The sequence below is a fragment of the Acidovorax sp. NCPPB 3576 genome (assembly GCF_028473605.1).
Classification (GTDB): domain Bacteria; phylum Pseudomonadota; class Gammaproteobacteria; order Burkholderiales; family Burkholderiaceae_C; genus Paracidovorax.
This window is the reverse complement of sequence record NZ_CP097267.1, coordinates 4,837,250-4,856,775: the sequence shown is the minus strand read 5'-3', so window position 1 is coordinate 4,856,775 and position 19,526 is coordinate 4,837,250. Positions and strand designations below refer to the sequence as shown.

The 19,526-nt window shown below is 64.9% G+C and carries 15 protein-coding genes; 7 read left to right on the top strand and 8 right to left on the bottom strand.

The genetic code is table 11. The annotated features are described in order from the left end of the window. Window positions 1-48: 48 nt before the first annotated feature. The 5 genes from M5C98_RS22120 (at window position 49) to M5C98_RS22100 (ending at window position 8,214) form a co-directional block, all read left to right on the top strand. Window positions 49-2,814: a DUF4118 domain-containing protein gene (locus M5C98_RS22120; RefSeq protein ID WP_272549623.1), complete on the top strand. Its 2,766-nt coding sequence runs from the start codon at window positions 49-51 to the stop codon at window positions 2,812-2,814. Beyond that, window positions 2,811-3,521, top strand: a complete 711-nt coding sequence (gene kdpE / locus M5C98_RS22115) for a two-component system response regulator KdpE (RefSeq protein WP_272549621.1) — start codon at window positions 2,811-2,813, stop codon at window positions 3,519-3,521. The genes M5C98_RS22120 and kdpE overlap by 4 nt, the downstream gene beginning before the upstream one ends. Before the next feature lie 638 nt (window positions 3,522-4,159). After that, a complete protein-coding gene (locus M5C98_RS22110) occupies window positions 4,160-5,125 on the top strand; it encodes a hypothetical protein (RefSeq protein WP_272549620.1) in 966 nt (321 codons plus the stop codon). Window positions 5,126-5,230: 105 nt separating this feature from the next. Continuing rightward, entirely contained in the window at window positions 5,231-7,279 is a 2,049-nt protein-coding gene (locus tag M5C98_RS22105; RefSeq protein WP_272549619.1) for a radical SAM protein, read from the top strand. A 68-nt stretch (window positions 7,280-7,347) separates the two neighbouring features. Further along, entirely contained in the window at window positions 7,348-8,214 is an 867-nt protein-coding gene (locus M5C98_RS22100; protein WP_272549618.1) for an aKG-HExxH-type peptide beta-hydroxylase, read from the top strand. Between the two features lie 96 nt (window positions 8,215-8,310). Here M5C98_RS22100 and M5C98_RS22095 read toward each other — a convergent pair whose 3' ends face one another. The 5 genes from M5C98_RS22095 to M5C98_RS22075 all read right to left on the bottom strand — a co-directional run bounded on the left by M5C98_RS22095 (window position 8,311) and on the right by M5C98_RS22075 (window position 15,279). Continuing rightward, window positions 8,311-11,478 carry a CusA/CzcA family heavy metal efflux RND transporter gene (locus M5C98_RS22095; RefSeq protein WP_272549617.1) on the bottom strand — a complete coding sequence of 1,056 codons (3,168 nt, stop codon included), beginning with the start codon at window positions 11,476-11,478 and terminating at the stop codon, window positions 8,311-8,313. Window positions 11,479-11,487: 9 nt separating this feature from the next. Further along, on the bottom strand, window positions 11,488-13,062 hold the full coding sequence (locus M5C98_RS22090; RefSeq protein WP_272549616.1) for an efflux RND transporter periplasmic adaptor subunit: 1,575 nt from the start codon (window positions 13,060-13,062) through the stop codon (window positions 11,488-11,490). 9 nt (window positions 13,063-13,071) lie between these two features. Next, window positions 13,072-14,373, bottom strand: coding sequence for a TolC family protein (locus M5C98_RS22085; protein WP_272549615.1), 1,302 nt, complete (start codon window positions 14,371-14,373; stop codon window positions 13,072-13,074). Window positions 14,374-14,475: 102 nt separating this feature from the next. Next, window positions 14,476-14,841 carry a hypothetical protein gene (locus M5C98_RS22080; protein WP_272549614.1) on the bottom strand — a complete coding sequence of 122 codons (366 nt, stop codon included), beginning with the start codon at window positions 14,839-14,841 and terminating at the stop codon, window positions 14,476-14,478. 108 nt (window positions 14,842-14,949) lie between these two features. Then, window positions 14,950-15,279 carry a DUF4148 domain-containing protein gene (locus M5C98_RS22075; RefSeq protein WP_272549613.1) on the bottom strand — a complete coding sequence of 110 codons (330 nt, stop codon included), beginning with the start codon at window positions 15,277-15,279 and terminating at the stop codon, window positions 14,950-14,952. Between the two features lie 164 nt (window positions 15,280-15,443). On the opposite strand from M5C98_RS22075, the gene M5C98_RS22070 reads away from it, so the two are divergent. Both M5C98_RS22070 and M5C98_RS22065 read left to right on the top strand, forming a co-directional pair. After that, window positions 15,444-16,121, top strand: a complete 678-nt coding sequence (locus M5C98_RS22070) for a heavy metal response regulator transcription factor (RefSeq protein WP_272549611.1) — start codon at window positions 15,444-15,446, stop codon at window positions 16,119-16,121. After that, entirely contained in the window at window positions 16,118-17,455 is a 1,338-nt protein-coding gene (locus M5C98_RS22065) for a heavy metal sensor histidine kinase (RefSeq protein ID WP_272549610.1), read from the top strand. Before M5C98_RS22070 ends, M5C98_RS22065 begins: the two co-directional genes overlap by 4 nt. 33 nt (window positions 17,456-17,488) lie before the next feature. Here the strand turns inward: M5C98_RS22065 and lipA are convergent, their stop codons facing one another. From lipA to M5C98_RS22050, 3 genes are read right to left on the bottom strand one after another with little or no spacing between them, the layout of a single operon-like run. After that, on the bottom strand, window positions 17,489-18,469 hold the full coding sequence (lipA, locus tag M5C98_RS22060; RefSeq protein WP_272549609.1) for a lipoyl synthase: 981 nt from the start codon (window positions 18,467-18,469) through the stop codon (window positions 17,489-17,491). Window positions 18,470-18,483: 14 nt separating this feature from the next. Further along, on the bottom strand, window positions 18,484-19,176 hold the full coding sequence (gene lipB, locus M5C98_RS22055; protein ID WP_272549607.1) for a lipoyl(octanoyl) transferase LipB: 693 nt from the start codon (window positions 19,174-19,176) through the stop codon (window positions 18,484-18,486). A gap of 6 nt (window positions 19,177-19,182) precedes the next feature. Beyond that, window positions 19,183-19,497, bottom strand: a complete 315-nt coding sequence (locus tag M5C98_RS22050; RefSeq protein WP_272549606.1) for a YbeD family protein — start codon at window positions 19,495-19,497, stop codon at window positions 19,183-19,185. Window positions 19,498-19,526 lie beyond the last annotated feature (29 nt).

The window sequence follows — 19,526 nt, the reverse complement described above, 5'->3', positions numbered from 1 at the left end:
ATCCCGGCACGGTGCCGGCCACAATAGGGCCCGCACATTCCATCGCCCATGCCTGACATCGCCCGCCCGGACCCCGACGCGCTCATCGCCCAGATGCGCGCGGAGGAAGAGCGCACCCAGCGCGGCAAGCTGCGCATCTATTTCGGTGCCAACGCCGGCGTGGGCAAGACCTGGTCGATGCTGAGCGCGGCGCAGCGCGAGCGCAAGGCCGGGCGCGACGTGCTCATCGGGGTGGTCGAAACCCATGGCCGCAGCGAGACCGCTGCACTGGTCGAAGGCCTGCCCGTGCTGCCGCTGCGCAGCCTGGACTACCGGGGACGCCAGCGCACCGAGTTCGACCTGGATGGTGCACTGGCGCGCCAGCCTTCCGTGCTGCTCGTGGACGAACTGGCCCACTCCAATGCGCCCGGCTCCCGGCACGCCAAACGCTGGCAGGACGTGCAGGAACTGCTTGCCGCCGGGATCGAGGTGTGGACCGCGCTCAACGTTCAGCACCTGGAAAGCCTGAACGGCACCGTCGGCGCCATCACCGGCGTGCGCGTGCACGAGACCGTGCCCGACACGGTGCTGGACGAAGCCGACGAGGTGGTGCTGGTCGATGCCACACCGGACGAACTGGCCGCGCGCCTGGCGGCGGGCAAGGTCTATCTGCCGCACCAGGCCGAACGGGCCGCGCAGAACTTCTTTCGCAAGGGCAACCTGATCGCGCTGCGGGAGATCGCACTGCGGCGCACGGCAGAGCACGTCGAGGACGACGTGCGCGGCTGGCGCGTGGAGCAGTCGGGCGCGGGCGGCGACCGCGTTCCCCCGGCCTGGAACACGTCCGGCGCATTGCTCGCCTGCGTGGGGCCGAGCGAGGACGCGGCCCAGACGGTGCGCACCGCGGCGCGCCTGGCGGGGCAGCTCAATGTCCGCTGGCATGCCGCCTATGTGGAAACGCCGCGGCTGCAGCGGCTCGACGCCCGCCGCCGCGACCGCGTGCTGGCCGTGCTTCAACTGGCCGAGGGCCTGGGTGCGGAAACTGCCGTGCTGACCGGTGGCGAGGTCGCCCCGGTGCTGGCGGAGCATGCGCACCGCCTCAACTGCGCCACGCTGGTGGTCGGCCGCCCCGCTCCGGCGGCCAGCTGGCAGCGCTGGTGGCGGGCGCGTCCGGTGGCGCAGGCCCTGGCCGTTGCCGCACCTGCGCTCGACATCGTGGAGGCGGGGCGCGCCGGGAGTTCACGGCGCCTGGCGCAGGCGGACTGGGGCCGGCCGGGCGGCGATGCGCTGGACAGCGAAGAGCGCCAGCCGGCCCGCTGGCCGGGCTTCGTGTGGTCGCTGGCCGTGAGCGTGGCCGTCACCCTGCTCACCCACCTGCTGTCCGGGGTGTTCGAGCTGGCCAACATCGTCATGCTGTACCTGCTCGGGGTGGTGGGTGTGGCCATGCGTTTCGGCAGGGCGCCCGCGGCCCTCGCGGCGCTGGTCAACGTGCTGGCGTTCGATTTCTTCTTCGTCTCGCCGCGCATGTCGTTCGCCGTGAGCGACGTGCAGTACCTGGTCACCTTCGGGGTCATGCTCATGGTGGGGCTGCTGGTGGGGCAGCTCACCGCGGGGCTGCGCTTTGCGGCGGGCGTGTCGGCGAGCCGCGAGCGGCGTGCGCAGTCTTTGTTCGACCTCACGCGCGAGTTGTCCGCCGCGCTGCAGGTGGAGCAGATCACCGCCATCGGCGCCGCCGCGGTGCAAAAGCACTTCGGCGGGCGCGCGGCGGTGCTCGCGCTGGACGAGAGCGACCGCCTGGCCATGCCCGAGGGGCTGCCGCCTGGATTCGATGCGAACGTGGCCGACTGGACGCTGCGCCAGGGCCAGAGCGCCGGCCTGGCCACGGCCACGCTCGCCGCGCAGAGCTGGCGCTATGTGCCGCTCACCGCCCCCATGCGCGTGCGCGGCGTGCTGGCGCTGGAACCCGCGCAGCCGCGCTGGCTGCTGATTCCCGAGCAGGCGCAGCAGCTCGACACGCTGGCGCGGCAGATCGCGATCGCCCTGGAGCGCGTGCACTACGTGGATGTGGCGCAGCGCGCGGTGGTGGATATGGAATCCGAACGCCTGCGAAACGCCCTGCTGGGGGCCATTTCGCACGACGTGCGCACCCCGCTCACCGCGCTGATCGCGCTGGCGGAGTCGCTGCCCGCGCAGTCGGCCGAAGGCCAGGCCGAAGCCGGCCGCGCCATCGTGGCGCAGGCCCACCAGCTGCATGCGCTGGTGAGCAACCTGCTCGACATGGCGCGGCTGGAGAGCGGCATTGCCGGCGGCAGCGTGAACCTGCGGCGCGACTGGCAATCGGTCGAGGAGGTGGTGGGCACCGCCATCCGTGCGGCACGCCCTGCGCTGGGGAGCTTGCCGGTGGTCACGCACCTGCCGGCGGACCTTCCGCTGGTGGAATTCGATGCCGTGCTCATCGAGCGGGTGCTGGTCAACCTGCTGGAAAATGCCGCCAAATACGGCGCGCCGCCCATCGAAGTGTCCGCCTCCACCACGCCCACGGCCTTGCGGCTCACCGTGCGGGACCACGGCCCGGGCTTGCCGCTGGCGCTGCGTGGGCAGGAGCACACGCTGTTCGAGAAATTCACCCGCGGCCAGTCGGAGTCGGCCACGCCCGGCGTGGGCCTGGGGCTGGCCATCTGCAAGGCCGTCGTGCAAGCGCATGGGGGCGAAATATCAGCCTCCAGCGCCGAACGCGGCGGTGCGGAATTCACCGTGACCCTGCCGCGGCGGGATGAGCCCCCCCTTCCCCTGGACGAACCTCTGGAGCCCGGTGGTGCACCGGGAACGCCATGACCCTGGCTGTGCGAACGGTGATCGTGATCGAGGACGAGCCGCAAATCCGCCGCTTCGTGCGCAGCGCGCTCGAAGCCGAGGGCTGGCAGGTGCACGAGGCCGCCACGCTGCGCGAGGGGCTGTCTGCCGCCGGCACGCGGCAGCCGGACCTGCTGGTGCTCGATCTGGGGCTGCCCGATGGCGACGGCGTGGGCCTGATCCGCGACGTGCGCAGCTGGTCGGCGGTGCCCATCATCGTGCTGTCGGCCCGCACCGACGAGGCCGACAAGATCGCGGCCCTGGATGCGGGGGCCGATGACTACCTCACCAAGCCGTTCGGCACCGGCGAGCTGCTGGCGCGTGTGCGTGCCAACCTGCGCCGCCCGCGCGCCGCCAGCGGCAACGGGCTCACCCCGGTTGCCGAAGAGCCCGTGTTCCGCTTCGGCGACATCGAGGTGGACCGGAACGCCCGGGTGGTTCGGCGTGGCCATGCCGAGGTGCACCTCACGCCCACCGAGTACCGCATGCTGTCCGTGCTGGTGGCCAATGCCGGCCGCGTGATCACGCAGCGGCAGCTGCTGCGCGAGGTGTGGGGCCCCATGCGCTCCGACCAGAACCACTACCTGCGCATCTACATGGGCCACTTGCGCCAGAAACTGGAGGCCGACCCGGCCCAGCCGCGCCATCTGTTGACCGAGACCGGTGTGGGGTATCGGCTCGCGGTGTGATTTACCGGCCATGGCGGCATTTGCAATGGCAGTGTTGCATTTTTGTCTCGGTGTTTTCAGCTACGTCTTGCAGACTCCAAGATAAAAAATCACTGCTATATTCATTGCAGATTTATCAAAATAAAACTAGATCAAAGGCGAATGCAAAGGCAGGTCCAGTTGGATCTTTCCTTAATGACATACCGCCTTTCCAATAGGGAGGGATTTCTGATGAATGCAGGTCAAAAGCTGCTGCGGCCTTTCATGGAATCACGCGCCGTGCTATTCCATGGTCCGCCCATGGCGCTCATGTAGCCGTCTGCAAAGCCGGGGCATGGAGGTCAAGGCCGTTCGTCCGCAACTCCATTGATTTTCCGCCATCCGTGCATGGGCATGGAGACCTGTCTGTACTTGTCCGTGGAACTGATATTCGTGCGGCATGTATTTTCAATATGCATGCCAAGCATGGTTGTGTGGATGCGTCTTCATATTGAGGGGCCATCCATTTCTTCATCCACTGAGAAATATCGAAGCGGAAATCCAGCTTCTGCATCTGACGGCATCACCCCTGTGCCCCCCGGTAAATGCCACCCGCACGCAAGTTCCATGTCGGCGATTTTTGCCAATGGGTAAAACCAATTCAACCAAGGGAGTGAACCATGTCTCAAACCATCCAGCTGCCACCGGATCTCGCATCCAGCCTGACCGTCGCCATCAATACCGCTATCCAGTCACCTGCGGCGCAAAACTACACGTTCGAGATCGCCCAGGGGTGCAAGCCATCCGTGCTGGACAACATGTACTTCTGCAATGCGGCAAGCGTCACAGAAACCTATGGCTCCAGTTCCACCATTCCCCATGCGGATTCGACAGGAGCCCACGTCGACACCAACGATCACGTGGACACGAATAACCATGTCGATTCCAAGCTCGTGCATGACGATATTCCCGGCTACAAGCCGTTGGGCATACCGCATACCGACACCACGCCGCACGACGATACGTCCACGCCACACGACGATACCTCGCTGCCGCACGACGATACGTCCGCGCATTACGACACCCCGGCGACCACGGTGGGCGGCATCATCTGTACGGCAAAGCTCAGTCAGCTGACCGGCTGCGGTTCGCTGGTGATCAGCAACTTGGTGATTCCTTCATCGGTGGACATTCCCATGCCTCCCGCGACAGGGTATTCGTTCCCCTTCTCGGCTGATGTTTCTTTCGGCTCTGCCTTGACGCCATCGTTCGATATCAGCGTACAGGCTCCGCCGCTTCCAGCCGCCACGGACCATTCCAGCGTGGCGGTGAAAGGGACGACCGGCACCATGGCCGGCGCCATCTCGCTCTACTGCACGGGCAATACCGAGAACAAGGTCCCCGGTTACTACGCATCGATCGACAGCATCACGGTCACGTTGCCGACGAATGTCAGCAGCTACAGCAACTGGAGTGGCATTGCGGGTGCACTGATCTCGGTGGGCCTGAGCGATGCCGATGCCCTCAATCTGGGGAATGCGTTGCTCAAGACGGTGACTGCGCTGGTCAATGGCTTCATCGCATCCGAGACCGAGGATGCCATCAACGGGGCCATCCCCGCACCATTCCTGGCCTGCCAGTGCTGACCGCTGCGCGGGGGCCATGTGCCAGCCCGCGCAGCTTGGCGGTGTCCATGCATCCATGGATGCTGCGTTCCGTCCACGAGAAGATGACCACTGGAGATCCAGGCAATGACCATCGAACTTCGCCCGCTGGGCGTGGCATGCAATCTGGCGTGCAGCTACTGCTACCAGCAGCCGCAGCGGGACGCCGGCAATCACCGCACGCCCTACGACCTGGAGAAGATCAAAGCGGAAGCCGAGCGCATCGGCGGACCCTTCACGTTGTTCGGCGGGGAGCCCCTGCTGATGAAGTTCGACGACCTGGAGCACCTGTTTGCGTGGGGGCTTGAGCGGTTTGGCGCCAATACCATCCAGACCAACGGCGTGCTGATTGAAGGCCGGCACATCGACCTGTTCCGTCGATACAAGGTGAGCGTGGGCATCTCGATCGACGGACCGGGACCGATGAATGACGCCCGCTGGAACGGCAGCCTGGAAAAGACACGCCAGGCCACTGCGCGGGTGGAGGACGTGATTGCGCAACTGTGCGACGCGCGCCAGGTACCCAGCCTGATCGTCACGCTGCACGGTGGAAACGCGAGCGGTGAAAAGATTCCGGAAATGATCGAATGGATGCACCGGCTGGACACGATGGGCATTCGGAATGTCCGGTTGCATCTGCTCGAAGTCGACGATGAATCGTTGCGGGGGCGCCTGGTGCTCTCAGCCCAGCAGAACATTTCGGCGTTGTTGGCTTTTGCGCAGGCGGAGCCTCGCTTCACCAACATTCGTTTCGATCTGTTCCGCGATATCGAGAACCTGTTGGAGGGAAAGGACGGCAAGGCCAGCTGCATCTGGCGCGCCTGCGATCCCTACACCACGGAGGCGGTGCAGGGCGTGGAAGGAAATGGACAGTCGAGCAACTGCGGAAGGACCAACAAGGACGGCATCGATTTCATCAAGGCGCAGGTACCGGGATTCGAGCGCTATGTGGCTCTTTTCAACACGCCTCAATCGGATCATGGTTGTTCTGGATGCCGCTTCTTTCTCATGTGCAAGGGACAGTGTCCCGGCACGGCGGTCGGGGGCGACTGGCGCAACCGCACGGAAAACTGCGAGGAATGGAAGCATCTCTTCCAGTTGATCGAATCCCGATTGGTTCTTGCGGGAAGAATCCCCTTGACCTTGCAGCCTTTGCGCATCGAACTGGAGCGTTTCCAGATCACCGCCTGGAAACAAGGTCGCAATCCGTCCATCAGCAAGACCCTGGGCTATTTTCACCAGGGCCTGCTGCCTGCCGGGCCTGCGGCTGAACCGGAGCCCCGATCCTCTGAAATCGAGAGCGGTGCGGGCAGCATTCCCCGGATCAGCTGGGTCAGCAACGCTGCTCGCAGTTTCTGGCAGCCGCGCATGGAGCAAGTGCGCACGATGCTGGAAGACGTCACCATCCATGCAGGCCGGCTGCATTCTGGGCGTTGCTCGGTCCGGTTGGTTCCTGAGTCCAGTTTCGAACGCCTGGCCGGCTTGGCGGGACGAATGGAGGTGGGGCATGCGTTCCTGCCGTCGTCCGCGCTGACCCATGCAATCCCTTCCGATCCCTGGGCAGAACGCGCGGGGCTGCTGATCTGCGGCGAGCCCTCCAGCGTGGCTTCTGTCCAGGCCGCGTGGGCCGATGGCGATCGGGGCGCGTTCCTGGCGCGGCTGGAGGTTCCGCCATGTTGCCTGGCAGGCCATGCCGCATCGGCAGAAGCGCCGTCCACAGTGCATCTGGACGATGGCTTTTTGCCGCACTCGCTGCTGGCTCCCCTGGGTCTGTCTCTGCTGCCGGTGGCGCCGTGCCAGCCCGGTTGCCGGCACGCGCTGGATGCGGCTCGGACGCTGCGGCAGGCCGCACTCGATGGCGGTTATGGAACCGAGGTGGATTGGCTGCAGGAAATGATGTCGTGGTCGATTTCATGGACTGACCGGCATGGCATCACCGAGGTGAAGGCGCCCGTATTCAAGCTGTGCTTTCTCGCGCCACCGGGGGCTGCAGACATGGCGATCCTGAAGCAGGGCGTCAGCCATGTCGCTTTCGCGACGCAGGGCCTGGGTTTTCCGTTTTCGGTCCCGGCGCGCAAGACGATCACGCTGCACGCCGATGGCCGCCGTGCCGCAGCCTGCGTGAATTCGGGTTGACGGCACTGTGCTGAACCGCCGCAACCATCTGCCGCATGACCCCACGTGGTCATGGGCTTGGAGGGATCGTGAAGCCATTCGATGAAATTCTGGCGGCCATTGACTGGTCGCGCATGGCGGTGCCGCAGCCAGACGGCTACGACACCGATGCCATTCTGGCTCTGGCTGGCAGCGGGGCCTCTCCGCTGCGGCCTGCGCCATATCAGCGCCGTCCGCCAGAAGGCTCGCATGCCTTTTGCGGTGGCATGGTGGCGGTGCGCGCCGGTCCGGAGCGGGGCCTTGGGTCGGCCAGCATGGTGCCTGCTGCGTTGGACCACCCGCATCTCGACAAGGCTGCGGCACTTCTTGCGCGATGGCCTGCGGCCCACGCGCAGTTTCAGCGCTTGGTGGAAGCCGTGCATCCTTATTGCGATCTGGCGCAGGTGCGGCTGGGCCAGTGGGCTTTCGGATCATCGAGCCATTCGCACGAGGCGGACTTCGGCTGCATCCTGGTGACCGTTGATGACCCGCTGGGCCTGGCGCAGGCCTTGCTTCACGAGATGGCGCACCACAAGCTGCGTGCAATGGGTGTGTCGGTGGAAGCGGCAGACCGGCTGATCGCCAATTCGCCCGATCAGCGATTTGATAGCCCTATACGCAAGGATCGAACGAGACCGATGACGGCGGTGTTCCATGCGCAGTATTCCTTCATGCACGTGACCGCGCTGGATCTGTACATGCTGGAGAAGGCCGGCGATCCGCTGGAAAGGACCAAGATACTGATGCTGCTGGCGCGCAACGTGATCCGGATGGAGGCCGGATACCGGGAGATCGACCTGCACCTCAGAACGGATTCGATCGGGCAGACTTTTGTCGAGCCCTTCATGCGTTGGTCCCGTCAAGTGCTGGATGATGGCCGCGCTGCGCTGGATGCCCACGGCTACACCCTTGCCTGACCTTGGCGCCCGGCAGGCGCTGGCCCTCGGTCTTTCCCGCTCACTGCGGTGATTCAGAGGGCCAGCCTCAGACAGCGGCATGGCGTGTCAGGCAAGTCAGGTCGCAGGCGCTGGCGCACCGCCTGATTCTTCCTCTTCGCTGCGCCGGTGCACGATCCGATAAAGCAGCGGCAGCACAAGCAGCGTGAGCGCGGTCGAGGACAGGATGCCGCCGATGACCACCGTCGCCAGCGGCCGCTGCACCTCCGCTCCGGTGCCGGTGGCAATGGCCATGGGCACGAAGCCCAGCGAGGCCACCAGCGCCGTCATGAGCACGGGCCGCAACCGGGTGAGTGCTCCCTCGCGGATGGCCGCGTCCAGCGGCATGCCGCCCTCGCGCAGGCCGCGGATGAAGGCGATCATCACCAGCCCGTTCAACACGGCGACGCCCGACAGCGCGATGAAGCCGACCGCGGCCGATATCGAGATCGGAATGTCGCGCAGCCACAGCGCCACGATGCCGCCAGTAAGGGCGAACGGAATGCCGGTGAACACGACCAGCCCGTCCTTCACGTTGCCGAACATGGCGAACAGCAGGGTGAAGACCAGCAGCAGCGCCACTGGCACGACCACCTGCAGCCTTTGGGTGGCCGACTGCAGGTTTTCGTACTGGCCACCCCATGCGGTCCAGTAGCCTGCCGGAATCTGCACGGCCTGCATGGCCTGTTCCGCCTCGGCCACGAAAGAGCCCAGGTCCCGTCCCCGCACGTTGGCACTGACGACGATGCGGCGCTTCCCGTCCTCCCGGCTGACCTGGTTGGGGCCAGGGGCGAGTTGTAGCGTGGCGACTTCGCTCAATGGGATGAATCGGGCGCGCGCGTCGGCGGCGTCACCGCTGCGGGGCAGCGCCACGGGCAACCGCTGGATGGCCTCCAGGTCGGTGCGAATGTGCTCAGGCAGCCGCACGAGGATGCCGAAGCGCCGGTCTCCTTCGAACAGGGTGCCGGCTTCGCGTCCGCCCACGGCAATCGACACGGCCTCCTGAACATCGCCCACATTCAGCCCGTAGCGGGCGGTCTTGGCGCGATCGATGTTCACCGTCAGCACGGGCAGGCCGCTCGTCTGCTCTACCTTGACCTCGGTGGCGCCGTCGATGCGGTTGAGTACCTCGGCCACCTTCTGGGCGGTCTGGTCGAGCACGGCCATGTCGTCACCGAAGATCTTCACCGCCACATCGCTGCGCACGCCGGAGATGAGTTCGTTGAACCGCAACTGGATGGGCTGCGAGAACTCGTAGTTGTTGCCCGGCAGTTGCTCCACCTCGGCCTGGATGGCTGCCAGCAGCTGCTCCCGTGACCTGGCCGGCGCGGGCCAGGTGTCCTGCGGCTTGAGCATGATGTAGGCGTCCGAGATGTTGGGCGGCATCGGGTCCGACGCGATCTCGGCCGTTCCGGTGCGGGCGAAGACCCGCTCGATCTCGGGAAACTTCGCCTTCAGCGCGCTCTCCAGCTGCTGCTGCATCGCCACGGATTGCGACAGGCTCGTGCCCGGAATGCGCAGTGCCTGCATGGCGAAATCGCCTTCGCCCAGGCTGGGCGCGAACTCGGTGCCCAGGCGCGTGGCCAGCAGGCCGGACAGCAGCACGGCCGCAAGTGCCAGCGTGATGACGACGGGCTTGGCACCCATGGCGCGGTCCAGCAGCGGCGCGTAGGCGCGGCGGGCCCAGCCCATGAGCCGGTTCTCCTTCTCGCCCACCGTCTTGCCGATGAACAGCGCCACGGCCGCTGGGATGAAGGTGACCGACAGCACCATCGCTCCGATCAGCGCGATGACCACCGTGAATGCCATCGGATGGAACAGCTTGCCCTCCACCCCCGTGAGCGCGAAGATCGGCAGGTACACGATCATGATGATGAGCTGGCCGAACAACAGCGGACGCCGCGCCTCCTGCGAAGCGGCGAACACTTCGTGAAACCGCTCTGCCCGCGTCAGCGGCCGGCCCTTGTGCTGCTGTGCATGCGCCAGGCGCCGCACGCAGTTTTCGACGATCACGACGGCGCCGTCGATGATGATGCCGAAATCCAGCGCGCCCAGGCTCATCAGGTTGGCGCTGACCTTCTGGTTCACCATGCCGGTGAAGGTGAACAGCATCGACAGCGGAATGACCATGGCCGTGATCAACGCCGCGCGGATGTTTCCCAGGAAGAGGAACAGGATCACGATCACCAGCACCGCGCCCTCGAAGAGGTTCTTCTTCACCGTGGCGATGGCCTTGTCCACGAGCACCGTGCGGTCATACACCGTCACGGCATGCACGCCGGCGGGCAGGGTCCGGTTGATCTCCTTCATCTTGCGGTCCACGGCCTGCGAGACCGTGCGGCTGTTCTCGCCGATGAGCATGAACACCGTGCCCAGCACGACCTCCCGGCCGTTGTCCGTGGCGGCGCCCGTGCGCAGTTCCTTGCCGATGCCGACCTCGGCCACGTCCCGCACCCGCAAGGGCACACCGCCCGCATTGCCGAGGATGACGTTGCGCAGATCGTCCATCGACTGCACCTGCCCGGGAGCGCGGATCAGGTACTGCTCTCCGCGGCGCTCGATGTACCCGGCTCCCACGTTCGCATTGTTGCGTTCGAGCGCGGTGACGAGGTCGCCCATCGTGAGGCCATGGGCCAGCAGCTTGTCGGGGCTGGGGGCGATCTGGTACTCCTTGGCATACCCGCCGATCGAATTGATCTCGGTCACGCCGGGCACGTTGCGCAGTTGCGGCTTGATGATCCAGTCCTGGATCTCCCTCAGGTCGGTGGAGGTGTAGGGTTGCCCGTCCGGCTTTCGGGCGCCGTCCTGGGCCTCTACCGTCCAGAGGTAGATTTCTCCGAGCCCCGTCGATATCGGCCCGATCATCGGGTGAACGCCTTCCGGCATCTGACCGCGCGCCGATTGGATGCGTTCGTTCACGAGTTGCCGCGCAAAGTAGATGTCGGTGCCGTCCTGGAAGATCACGGTCACCTGCGACAGCCCGTAGCGCGACAGCGAGCGGGTCTGTTGCAGTCCGGGCAGCCCCGCCATGACGGTTTCCACGGGAAAGCTCACGCGCTGCTCCACCTCCAGGGGCGAGTAGCCGGGCGCCGCGGTGTTGATCTGCACCTGGACATTGGTGATGTCCGGTACGGCATCGATGGGCAGCTTCTGGTAGCTATAGAGGCCGAAGGCCGCCATGCCGAGCACGGCCAGCATCACAAGCCAGCGCTGCGCGATGGAAAACTGAATGACACGTTCAAACATGGGTCACTTTCAGTGCGAATGCGATGCCGAGCTTTTGCCCTGCTGCGATTTCACGACGAAGCTGCCGGCCGCGGCATAGGCTGTACCGGCCGCCAACCCCTTGACGACCTCGACCCGCTGGCCATCGGTGCGGCCCAGTTGCACTGGCTGAGGGATGAAGCCGCCTTCGACCCGAATGAAGACCACGGTTTTTTCATCGATGGTCTGCACCGCATCGGTCAGCACGGTGACTGGTGCCGCCGTCTCGGACGACACCAGTTCGACCTCCACGAACAACCCGGGCCGCCAGACCTTTTGCGGATTCAGAACCGCCACGCGGGCCGTTGCCATGCGCGTCTGCGCGCCGATCAGGGCACCGACGTAAGAGACCTCTCCCTCCGCCTTCGCATCGAATGCCGTGGAGCGCACGGTCACCCGTTCACCCCCACGCACCAACGGCAAGTGCTGCGCGGCCACGCTGATTTCGGCCCACACGGTGGAAAGGTCGGAGAGGGTGAACACGTTGGCGTCTTCCTTCACCGACTCGCCCAGCGACAGGTGTTTTTCGACCACCATGCCGTCGAAGGGGGCGCGCAGTTCATAACGGCCCAGAGCCGATGAGGCAGGCGTTGCGCCAATGGCAGAGAGCTTCTGCTGCGCATTGGCGACCGCGATCTGCGCCTCGCGCAGGGACTGCTGTGCCTGCAGGTAGTCCTGTTCTGGAGAAATTTTTTCTTCCCACAGCTTTTTCTCGCGCTCATAGGTGGTTCGGGCCAGTTCAGCCCGGCGCTGGGCGGTTTGCAGTTCGCTGCGTTGCTCGGACAGGGCCGGGCTCGACAGCACGGCCAGCACCTGCCCCTTGCGAACCTGTTGGCCGAGCTGGGCCGAGACGCTCTCCACCACGCCTGCCAGCCGCGGCACGACGTGTGCGGTGCGGTCTTCGTTGAATTTGATTTCGCCCGGCAACTGCAGCGAGGCGCGGAGGCGCGCCGGTCCTGCGGTGTCGATCGCAATGCCGGAGGCCTTGGCCTGCGCTTCCGTGAGGGGAATCTTTCCCTCTTCCTGGTGGAGCGTGAAGGCACGGGCGCGGCCATCCTTCTGCACCGAGAGGGTAATCTCGAAGACGTGCGGTTCCTCGACGGGCTGCACGCTCTTCAGTCCCGCGCCATCGGCGGCGAACGACAGTGTTTGCCGCTCACCCCCCGGCCGTGTGAGCGTGGCGGACACCTGGGTTGCATCCGCCTTCAGCGGCTTTCCCTGCTCGAAAAGCCAGACTGCAAGGTGCGGCGCGCCGCCGTCTTCCGATACTTTCGCTTCCAGGCCGAAGCCGTCTTCAGTGAAGAGCTGGCCTCCATTCGGTCCTTTGGCCGCTTCTTCGCCTGCATGGGATTCCTGGGGCGCGCCTTTTTCATCGTGGGAGCCATGGGACGCTTCTTCCGCGTGGGATGCATGGGAATCCGCTTCGGCATGGCCGCCTTGGACGGGTGCACTATTGCCCCGCAGGATCAGTGCGCCGGCGATCAGCGTGATGACCAGAATGGCCGCCACCACCAGCCATTGCCGCTTTCCGGTCTTGCCGGTCGAATTGTTCAGTGTGTTGCTCATGGCGGGCTTTCAACGGGCAGGAGAAGTAGGAGTGGGCAGGACGTCGCCGGCATGGCCCAGCAGGCGGTCCAGATCGCTAGCGGCGCGGTGTGTGGCGGCCAGGGTACGCAGCGTTTGTGTGCGCACCTGCAGCAGCGTGCGCTGTGCATCGAGGGCTTCCAGAAAGCTGAACTTGCCTAGTTCGAAGCCCTTGGTGGCGGCCTGGTAGGCGTTCTCCGCTCCGGGGAGGGCGTCGCGTTGCAGCGTTTCGGCCTCGATGCGGGACGAATGGATGGTCTCCAGTGCCGCCGCTGCTTCGGAGGCGGTGCGCAATTCGGCCGACAGCAGCTCGTCGCGCGCCTGCTCCTCTCGGCTCAACGCTTCGGACAGGTTGCCTTGGTTGGTGTCGAAAATGGGCAGCGGAATGGACACGCCCACTATCCACTGGCTTCCTCCCACGTCGGGGCTGCGTTTGCTGCCCAGCGTCACGGCGATGTCCGGCATCCGCTTGGCTTGTTCCAGCGCGGTCAGCGCGCTGCGCCGATCGACTTCCAGCCGTGCCTGAACCATTGCTGGCGCATCGCGCAGTCGCTGCTCGATCTCCAGACTGGACGGTGGGGTCGGCAGGGCATCGAGCTGTCCCACGGCGTGCGCAAAGGCGGGCTTGGGGTTGCCCCACAGCGCGGTCAATTGCTGCCTCGCCGTCCGCAGCGCGCCTTCGGCCTGCAAGCGCTCCACCTGCACACCGGACTCGGCCACTTTGGCCTTCGTTTCTTCCAATGGCGAGACCTTGCCTGCCGTCACCCGGTTGGCCGCGGCTTGCACCGCCCGCTGCGCGAGGGTGACGGAGTCCTGGGCCAAGCGAACGCGTTCCTGTGCGGCCAGGACTTCGAAAAAGGCGGTGATCACGGTAGCGCGAAGGTCCGCTCGGCGAGCCAGGGCCGCGGCCGCGGCTTGGTCCCGCGCCCGCTCGGCGGCGGCAATGCGGGCCGTTCGCTTGCCCCCCAGTTCGATGGGCTGGCTGATCTGTACGGTCGTCGTGCGGCGTTCCTGCCGCAGGTCTTCCACCGTGGCTTCCAGCACGGGGTTGGGCCGGGCGCCTGCCTGCTGGATGGCCGCGTCCGCCGCGTCGCGCCCTCGAGCCATTGCAGACAGGTCGGGATTGTTTTGCCATGCCAGCGCCACCGCAGTGGCTAGGCTCAAGGGCTCGGACGATTCAACGGCGCGTGGTTGCGCCGTGAACGAGGAAGGAAAGGAAACGGTCTGGCTGTGTGAAAAGACCGGAAATGCCGCCAAAGCCATGGTGGCCAGCGACACGAAATGCCTGTGCATCGAATTCTCCTGGGTTGCAACAACAACGGGCGGACGAATTCGGCGAGAGTTCTCAGCGAAGGGCTGTGATCAAAGAGAGGGCATGCCGCGTCTCTCGCCGAATCAGGCGAAAGCGGACCAGGCAGGGCGGGTGGGAACGCCACCCACGTGGGTGCGATACGGCTCGGCAAAGGGTTGCGGCCGGGCCGCGGGGCTGGCTGTGGCCGCGATGCTGGCCGTGTCGGCCAAAGGCTGCACTGTGCAGGTGTGGCAGGCCAGGCAGTCGTTGTCCTGACTTCCCGGCAGAGGGTCCGAAGGCGTATCGGTGCCTTGTTCCAATGCGCTGGCAGCCTCGACATGGTGGTGTTCGTGATGTCCGAAATGCGAGGCGCCGGCATTGCTTTCGTGCTGGCAATAGCCTGCGGCAGCCGCCCAGCTCAGCTGGAACGGCATCGCAAAAAGCAAGAGAATCATCAGCCAGCGGCGCATCGGGCGGCAGTATATCGGTGGGCCGTAAGGGCCTGGCACGGGGCCGGGCATTGCCCGAGGCCACCGTGTTGCCAGGCGCCTGGCGTTTGCATGGGTGTCTTCGCTTGATCAATGGTCGCCATAGCGCAGCAGATTGCCCTTGGCGGCACGCTCGGCCTCCGTGCGCACCTGCTCGCGTGTCAGCGTGCTTTGGGCGTTGGCGTCCTTGCTGGGTGGCACCAATCCCCACTGCATGGCCACCAGGGTGCCGTCGGTGCGGGCGGTGGCCAGTTCCGACAGGACTTTTGCGCGCGATGTCGCCTCGACGGCGTGCTGCGGATGCACGGTGTAGCCGGCTTCGGTCGGGGCGCTGTGAATGGTACTTGCCGCAGAGGCGCTCAGGGGCACCAGCGCAGCGGACATGGCAGCGAGCAGAAAAACAGCGGGTGAACGGGTCATGGTCAATCTCCTGGGTTGGGCATCCGGTCCGAACCGCCGGACCGGGATGCAGCCGAACGGTGTGCCGGCGTGAAGTCACTGTAGAAAACCAGTCGGCCAATTCACCGACGGTCAGATGACGAATTCGTAATCTTCCAATCTGCCCCGGGCGATACGATGGCCCGATGCGCATACTGGTCATCGAAGACGAGCCCAAACTGGGCGACTACGTCAAAAAAGGATTGGAAGAAAACGGATATGTGGTGGACATTGCCAGGGATGGCATTCAGGGCCGATACCTCGCCACGCAGGGCGATTACTCGGCCATCCTGCTGGATGTGATGCTGCCCGGGGTGGATGGTTTTGGCGTGCTTGCCGCCATTCGGCAAGGCAAGGACGTGCCCGTGCTGATGGTGACCGCACGCGATCAGGTCGAGGACCGTGTCAGTGGCCTGCAGCAGGGCGCCGACGACTATCTGGTCAAGCCTTTTGCATTTTCCGAACTGCTGGCGCGGGTGCAGGCCCTTCTGCGAAGGGGCCCGCTGCAGGAGCACACGGTGCTGAGGCTGGCCGACCTGGAACTCGATCTGGTCGCGCGCAGGTGCCACCGCGAAGGTGTCCGGATCGACCTCACTGCCAAGGAGTTCGCCTTGCTTGCCTTGCTGATGCGTCGCCAAGGGCGAGTGCTGTCTCGAACCACGCTCGCCGAGCAGGTGTGGGACATGAACTTCGACAGCGAGACCAATGTGGTGGAAGTGGCCGTGCGGCGGCTGCGGAGCAAGCTGGACGACCCGTTCGCGCGACGCCTTCTGCACACGGTGCGCGGAATGGGGTATGTCTTGGAGGACCGAGGCGCGACATGAGCCCGTTTTCGCAATCGATACAGCATCGGCTGTCCCTTTGGCTGGCCCTGCAGACGTTGATCGGCCTCAGCGTGCTTTGCGCCTCTGTCTATGGGGTCACGGCGTGGAATTTTCGGCAAAAGGCGCAGGAAGAATTGGACCAGCAGGCCCGTCTGACATTCCATCTGCTGAACGAGCGCGGCCAAGAGGGCGGGGCGCTGTCCATGCAGCACAAGCTGGAAGATTACTTTTCCTCCCATGGCAACGTGAGCGTGTCCATCGAGCGCGATGGCGCGCAGGTGTTCAGTTCCACCCCAGCCACTTCGAGCGAGTGGGTCTGGGCCGATCATCGGGTGATGTCGCAGGACAGCGGCCCACCCTTTAACGTGCGCATCGGCGTCGACACGACGCAGGACGCGCGCCTTCTGCGCCGGCTGGGTGGGACTCTGGCCCTGGCCGTGTTGCTGGGCACGCTGCTGGTTTCTCTGACGGGGGCGTTGCTTGTGCGCCATGGCCTTCGGCCGCTGCGAAGGCTGGCGGAGCGGACCGCCCGCATTGCACCAGACGCCTCCAGTGTGCCCATCGACCCGTTGGAATTCGCTCAGGAACTCCGCCCCTGGATTGCGCAATTCAACGCGCTCATGGCCCGGGTCGAGCAGGCCTATTTGCAGTCCAAGGCATTCAATGCCGATGTGGCCCACGAGTTGCGCACGCCCTTGGCGAATCTCATTGCCTCGGCAGAGGTCGAGTTGGCCCGACCGCGTTCTTCCGAAGACATGCAGTCGCTGCTGGTGTCCAACCTCGAAGAGATTCGGCGGCTGTCGGGCATCGTGGCCGACATGTTGTTTCTGTCGCGCGCTGATCGGGGAGAGTCCTTGCGCTCACGCCAACCAGTCCGCCTTTCAGAGCAGGCCTGTGCCGTGTTGGAATTTCACGAAGCCTTGTTGGAAGAGGCGGGATTGCGGGCAACGGTCGTGGGCGAAGCAACGGCCCCGGTGGACGTGCCGCTGGTGCGCCGAGCCCTTTCCAATCTGGTAGGCAATGCCATCCGCTACGCGGCGAAGGAGTCCACCATCGTCGTGACCGTCAGCGCATGGGGCGACGGCGCGGAGATCGCTGTGGAAAACCAAGGGCCAACCATCGCGCCGGAGGCACTTTGCAGGCTGTTCGAGCGTTTCTACCGTGCCGCTTCGGCCCGTGATGGCTCGGACCAGCACCACGGACTTGGCTTGGCCATCGTGGATGCGATCGCGCGAATGCACGGTGGAAGAACCTTCGCGCGCAGCACGGCACAGGTCACGCGCATCGGCTTTACCGTCAGCGCATCAACGGTCGGAATGCCCGCAACATCCTGAGTGATAGGGGCAACGGGAGGTCAGTGCTCGGCGCTACACGCCAGCCGCGTGCGCTTGCTGGTCCGCGTGGTAGCTGGAGCGAACCATCGCACCCACGGCAGCATGGCTGAAGCCCATTTCGTAGGCTTTTTCCTCGAACATCTTGAAGGTGTCCGGGTGCACATAGCGGCGCACGGGCAAATGGCTGTTCGAGGGAGAGAGGTACTGGCCGATGGTCAGCATGTCGATGTCATGCGCACGCATATCGGCCATGACCTGGAGGATCTCTTCGTCCGTTTCGCCAAGGCCCACCATGATGCCGCTCTTGGTCGGCACGCCGGGATGCAGTGCCTTGAACTTCTTGAGCAGGTTCAGGCTGAACTGGTAGTCGCTGCCGGGCCTGGCTTCCTTGTACAGGCGCGGAGCGGTTTCCAGGTTGTGGTTCATCACGTCGGGTGGCGCCGCCTTGAGGATTTCCAGGGCCCGGTCATCCCGTCCGCGGAAGTCCGGCACGAGGATTTCGATCTGGGTCGTGGGGGAGAGTGCGCGGATGTGCTGAATGCACTCCACGAAGTGCCCGCTGCCGCCATCGCGCAGATCGTCGCGGTCCACGCTGGTGATCACCACATACTTCAGCCGCAGCTGCGCAATGGTCTTTGCCAGGTTCAGCGGCTCGTCCTTGTCCAGCGGGTCGGGGCGGCCGTGTCCCACGTCGCAGAACGGGCAGCGGCGCGTGCATTTGTCGCCCATGATCATGAACGTGGCCGTGCCCTTGCCGAAGCATTCTCCGATGTTGGGGCAGCTGGCTTCCTCGCACACCGTGTGCAGCTTGTTTTCGCGCAGGATGTCCTTGATCTCGTAGAAGCGCGTGGTGGGGCTGCCCGCCTTCACGCGAATCCACTCGGGTTTCTTGAGTACTTCGCCCTGCTCGACCTTGATCGGAATGCGCGACAGCTTGGCGGCGGCCTTTTGCTTGGCCAGCGGGTTGTAGGCAGCGGTGGTTTGCGCTTCGCGCACGACTTCAGGAGTGCTCATGGCAGGGGTAGTGGTCAGGGGGCCAGTCGGATGGCGAGTTGATGGCTCAGCACGTCGGCGGCTTCTTCCCAGGTGGTTTGGACCCCGATTGTAGAAAGGTCCACCGTTTGCAACCCTGCGTACCCACAAGGGTTGATGCGCGAGAAGGGTTCCAGATCCATGTCCACATTGAGTGCCACGCCGTGATAGGTGCAATGGCGCGACACCTTGATGCCCAGCGCGGCGATCTTACCGAGCCCGGTGAAGTCAGGGGTTTCTGTGGCTGGCAGACCCTCGGCCTTGCGTGGGCGCTGCAGTAACTGGGCATGGCCTGCCGGGTCCTCCAAGCGCACGTAGATACCTGGAGCCCCGCCCACGCGGTGCCCCGTGACGCCGAAATGGGCCAGCGTCCGGATCACCGATTCTTCGATGCGGTAGACGTATTCCTTGACGAAATAACCGGCACGCTGCAGGTCCAGCAGCGGGTACGCCACGACCTGGCCCGGGCCATGGAACGTCACCTGCCCGCCCCGGTTGGTGGAGACGATCGGGATGGCTCCAGGGGCCAGAACATGATCGGCTTTGCCGGCCAGCCCTTGCGTGTAGAGAGGAAAATGCTGGCAGATCCACAGCACATCGGGCGTCTGGGCCGTGCGCTCTTCGGTAAACGCCTGCATGCCATGCAACGTCTCGACGTAATCCACAAGGCCCAGGTGGCGAATCTCCATGATGGCTTAAAGCACCACCTTGACCATGGGGTGCGAGGACAGGGCCCGGTACAGGTCGTCGAGCTGTTTGCGGCTGGTCGCGGTGATTGTGATGGTCACGCCCAGGTAATTGCCGGCCCGGCTGTCGCGCAACTCGATGGTCGATGCGTCGAACGTCGGGTCGAAGCGGTGCGCCAATTCCGTCACTGCATGAACGAAGCCATCTACTTTCTGCCCCATGACCTTGATGGGGAATGCCGAGGGGTACTCGATCAGGGAGTCCCTTCGTGGATCGGTTGCGGACTCGTCGTCTGGCGGGGGCGTCGAAGGAGGTTGTGTCATTGCAATGGTCTATAAATGGCGGCTTTTGT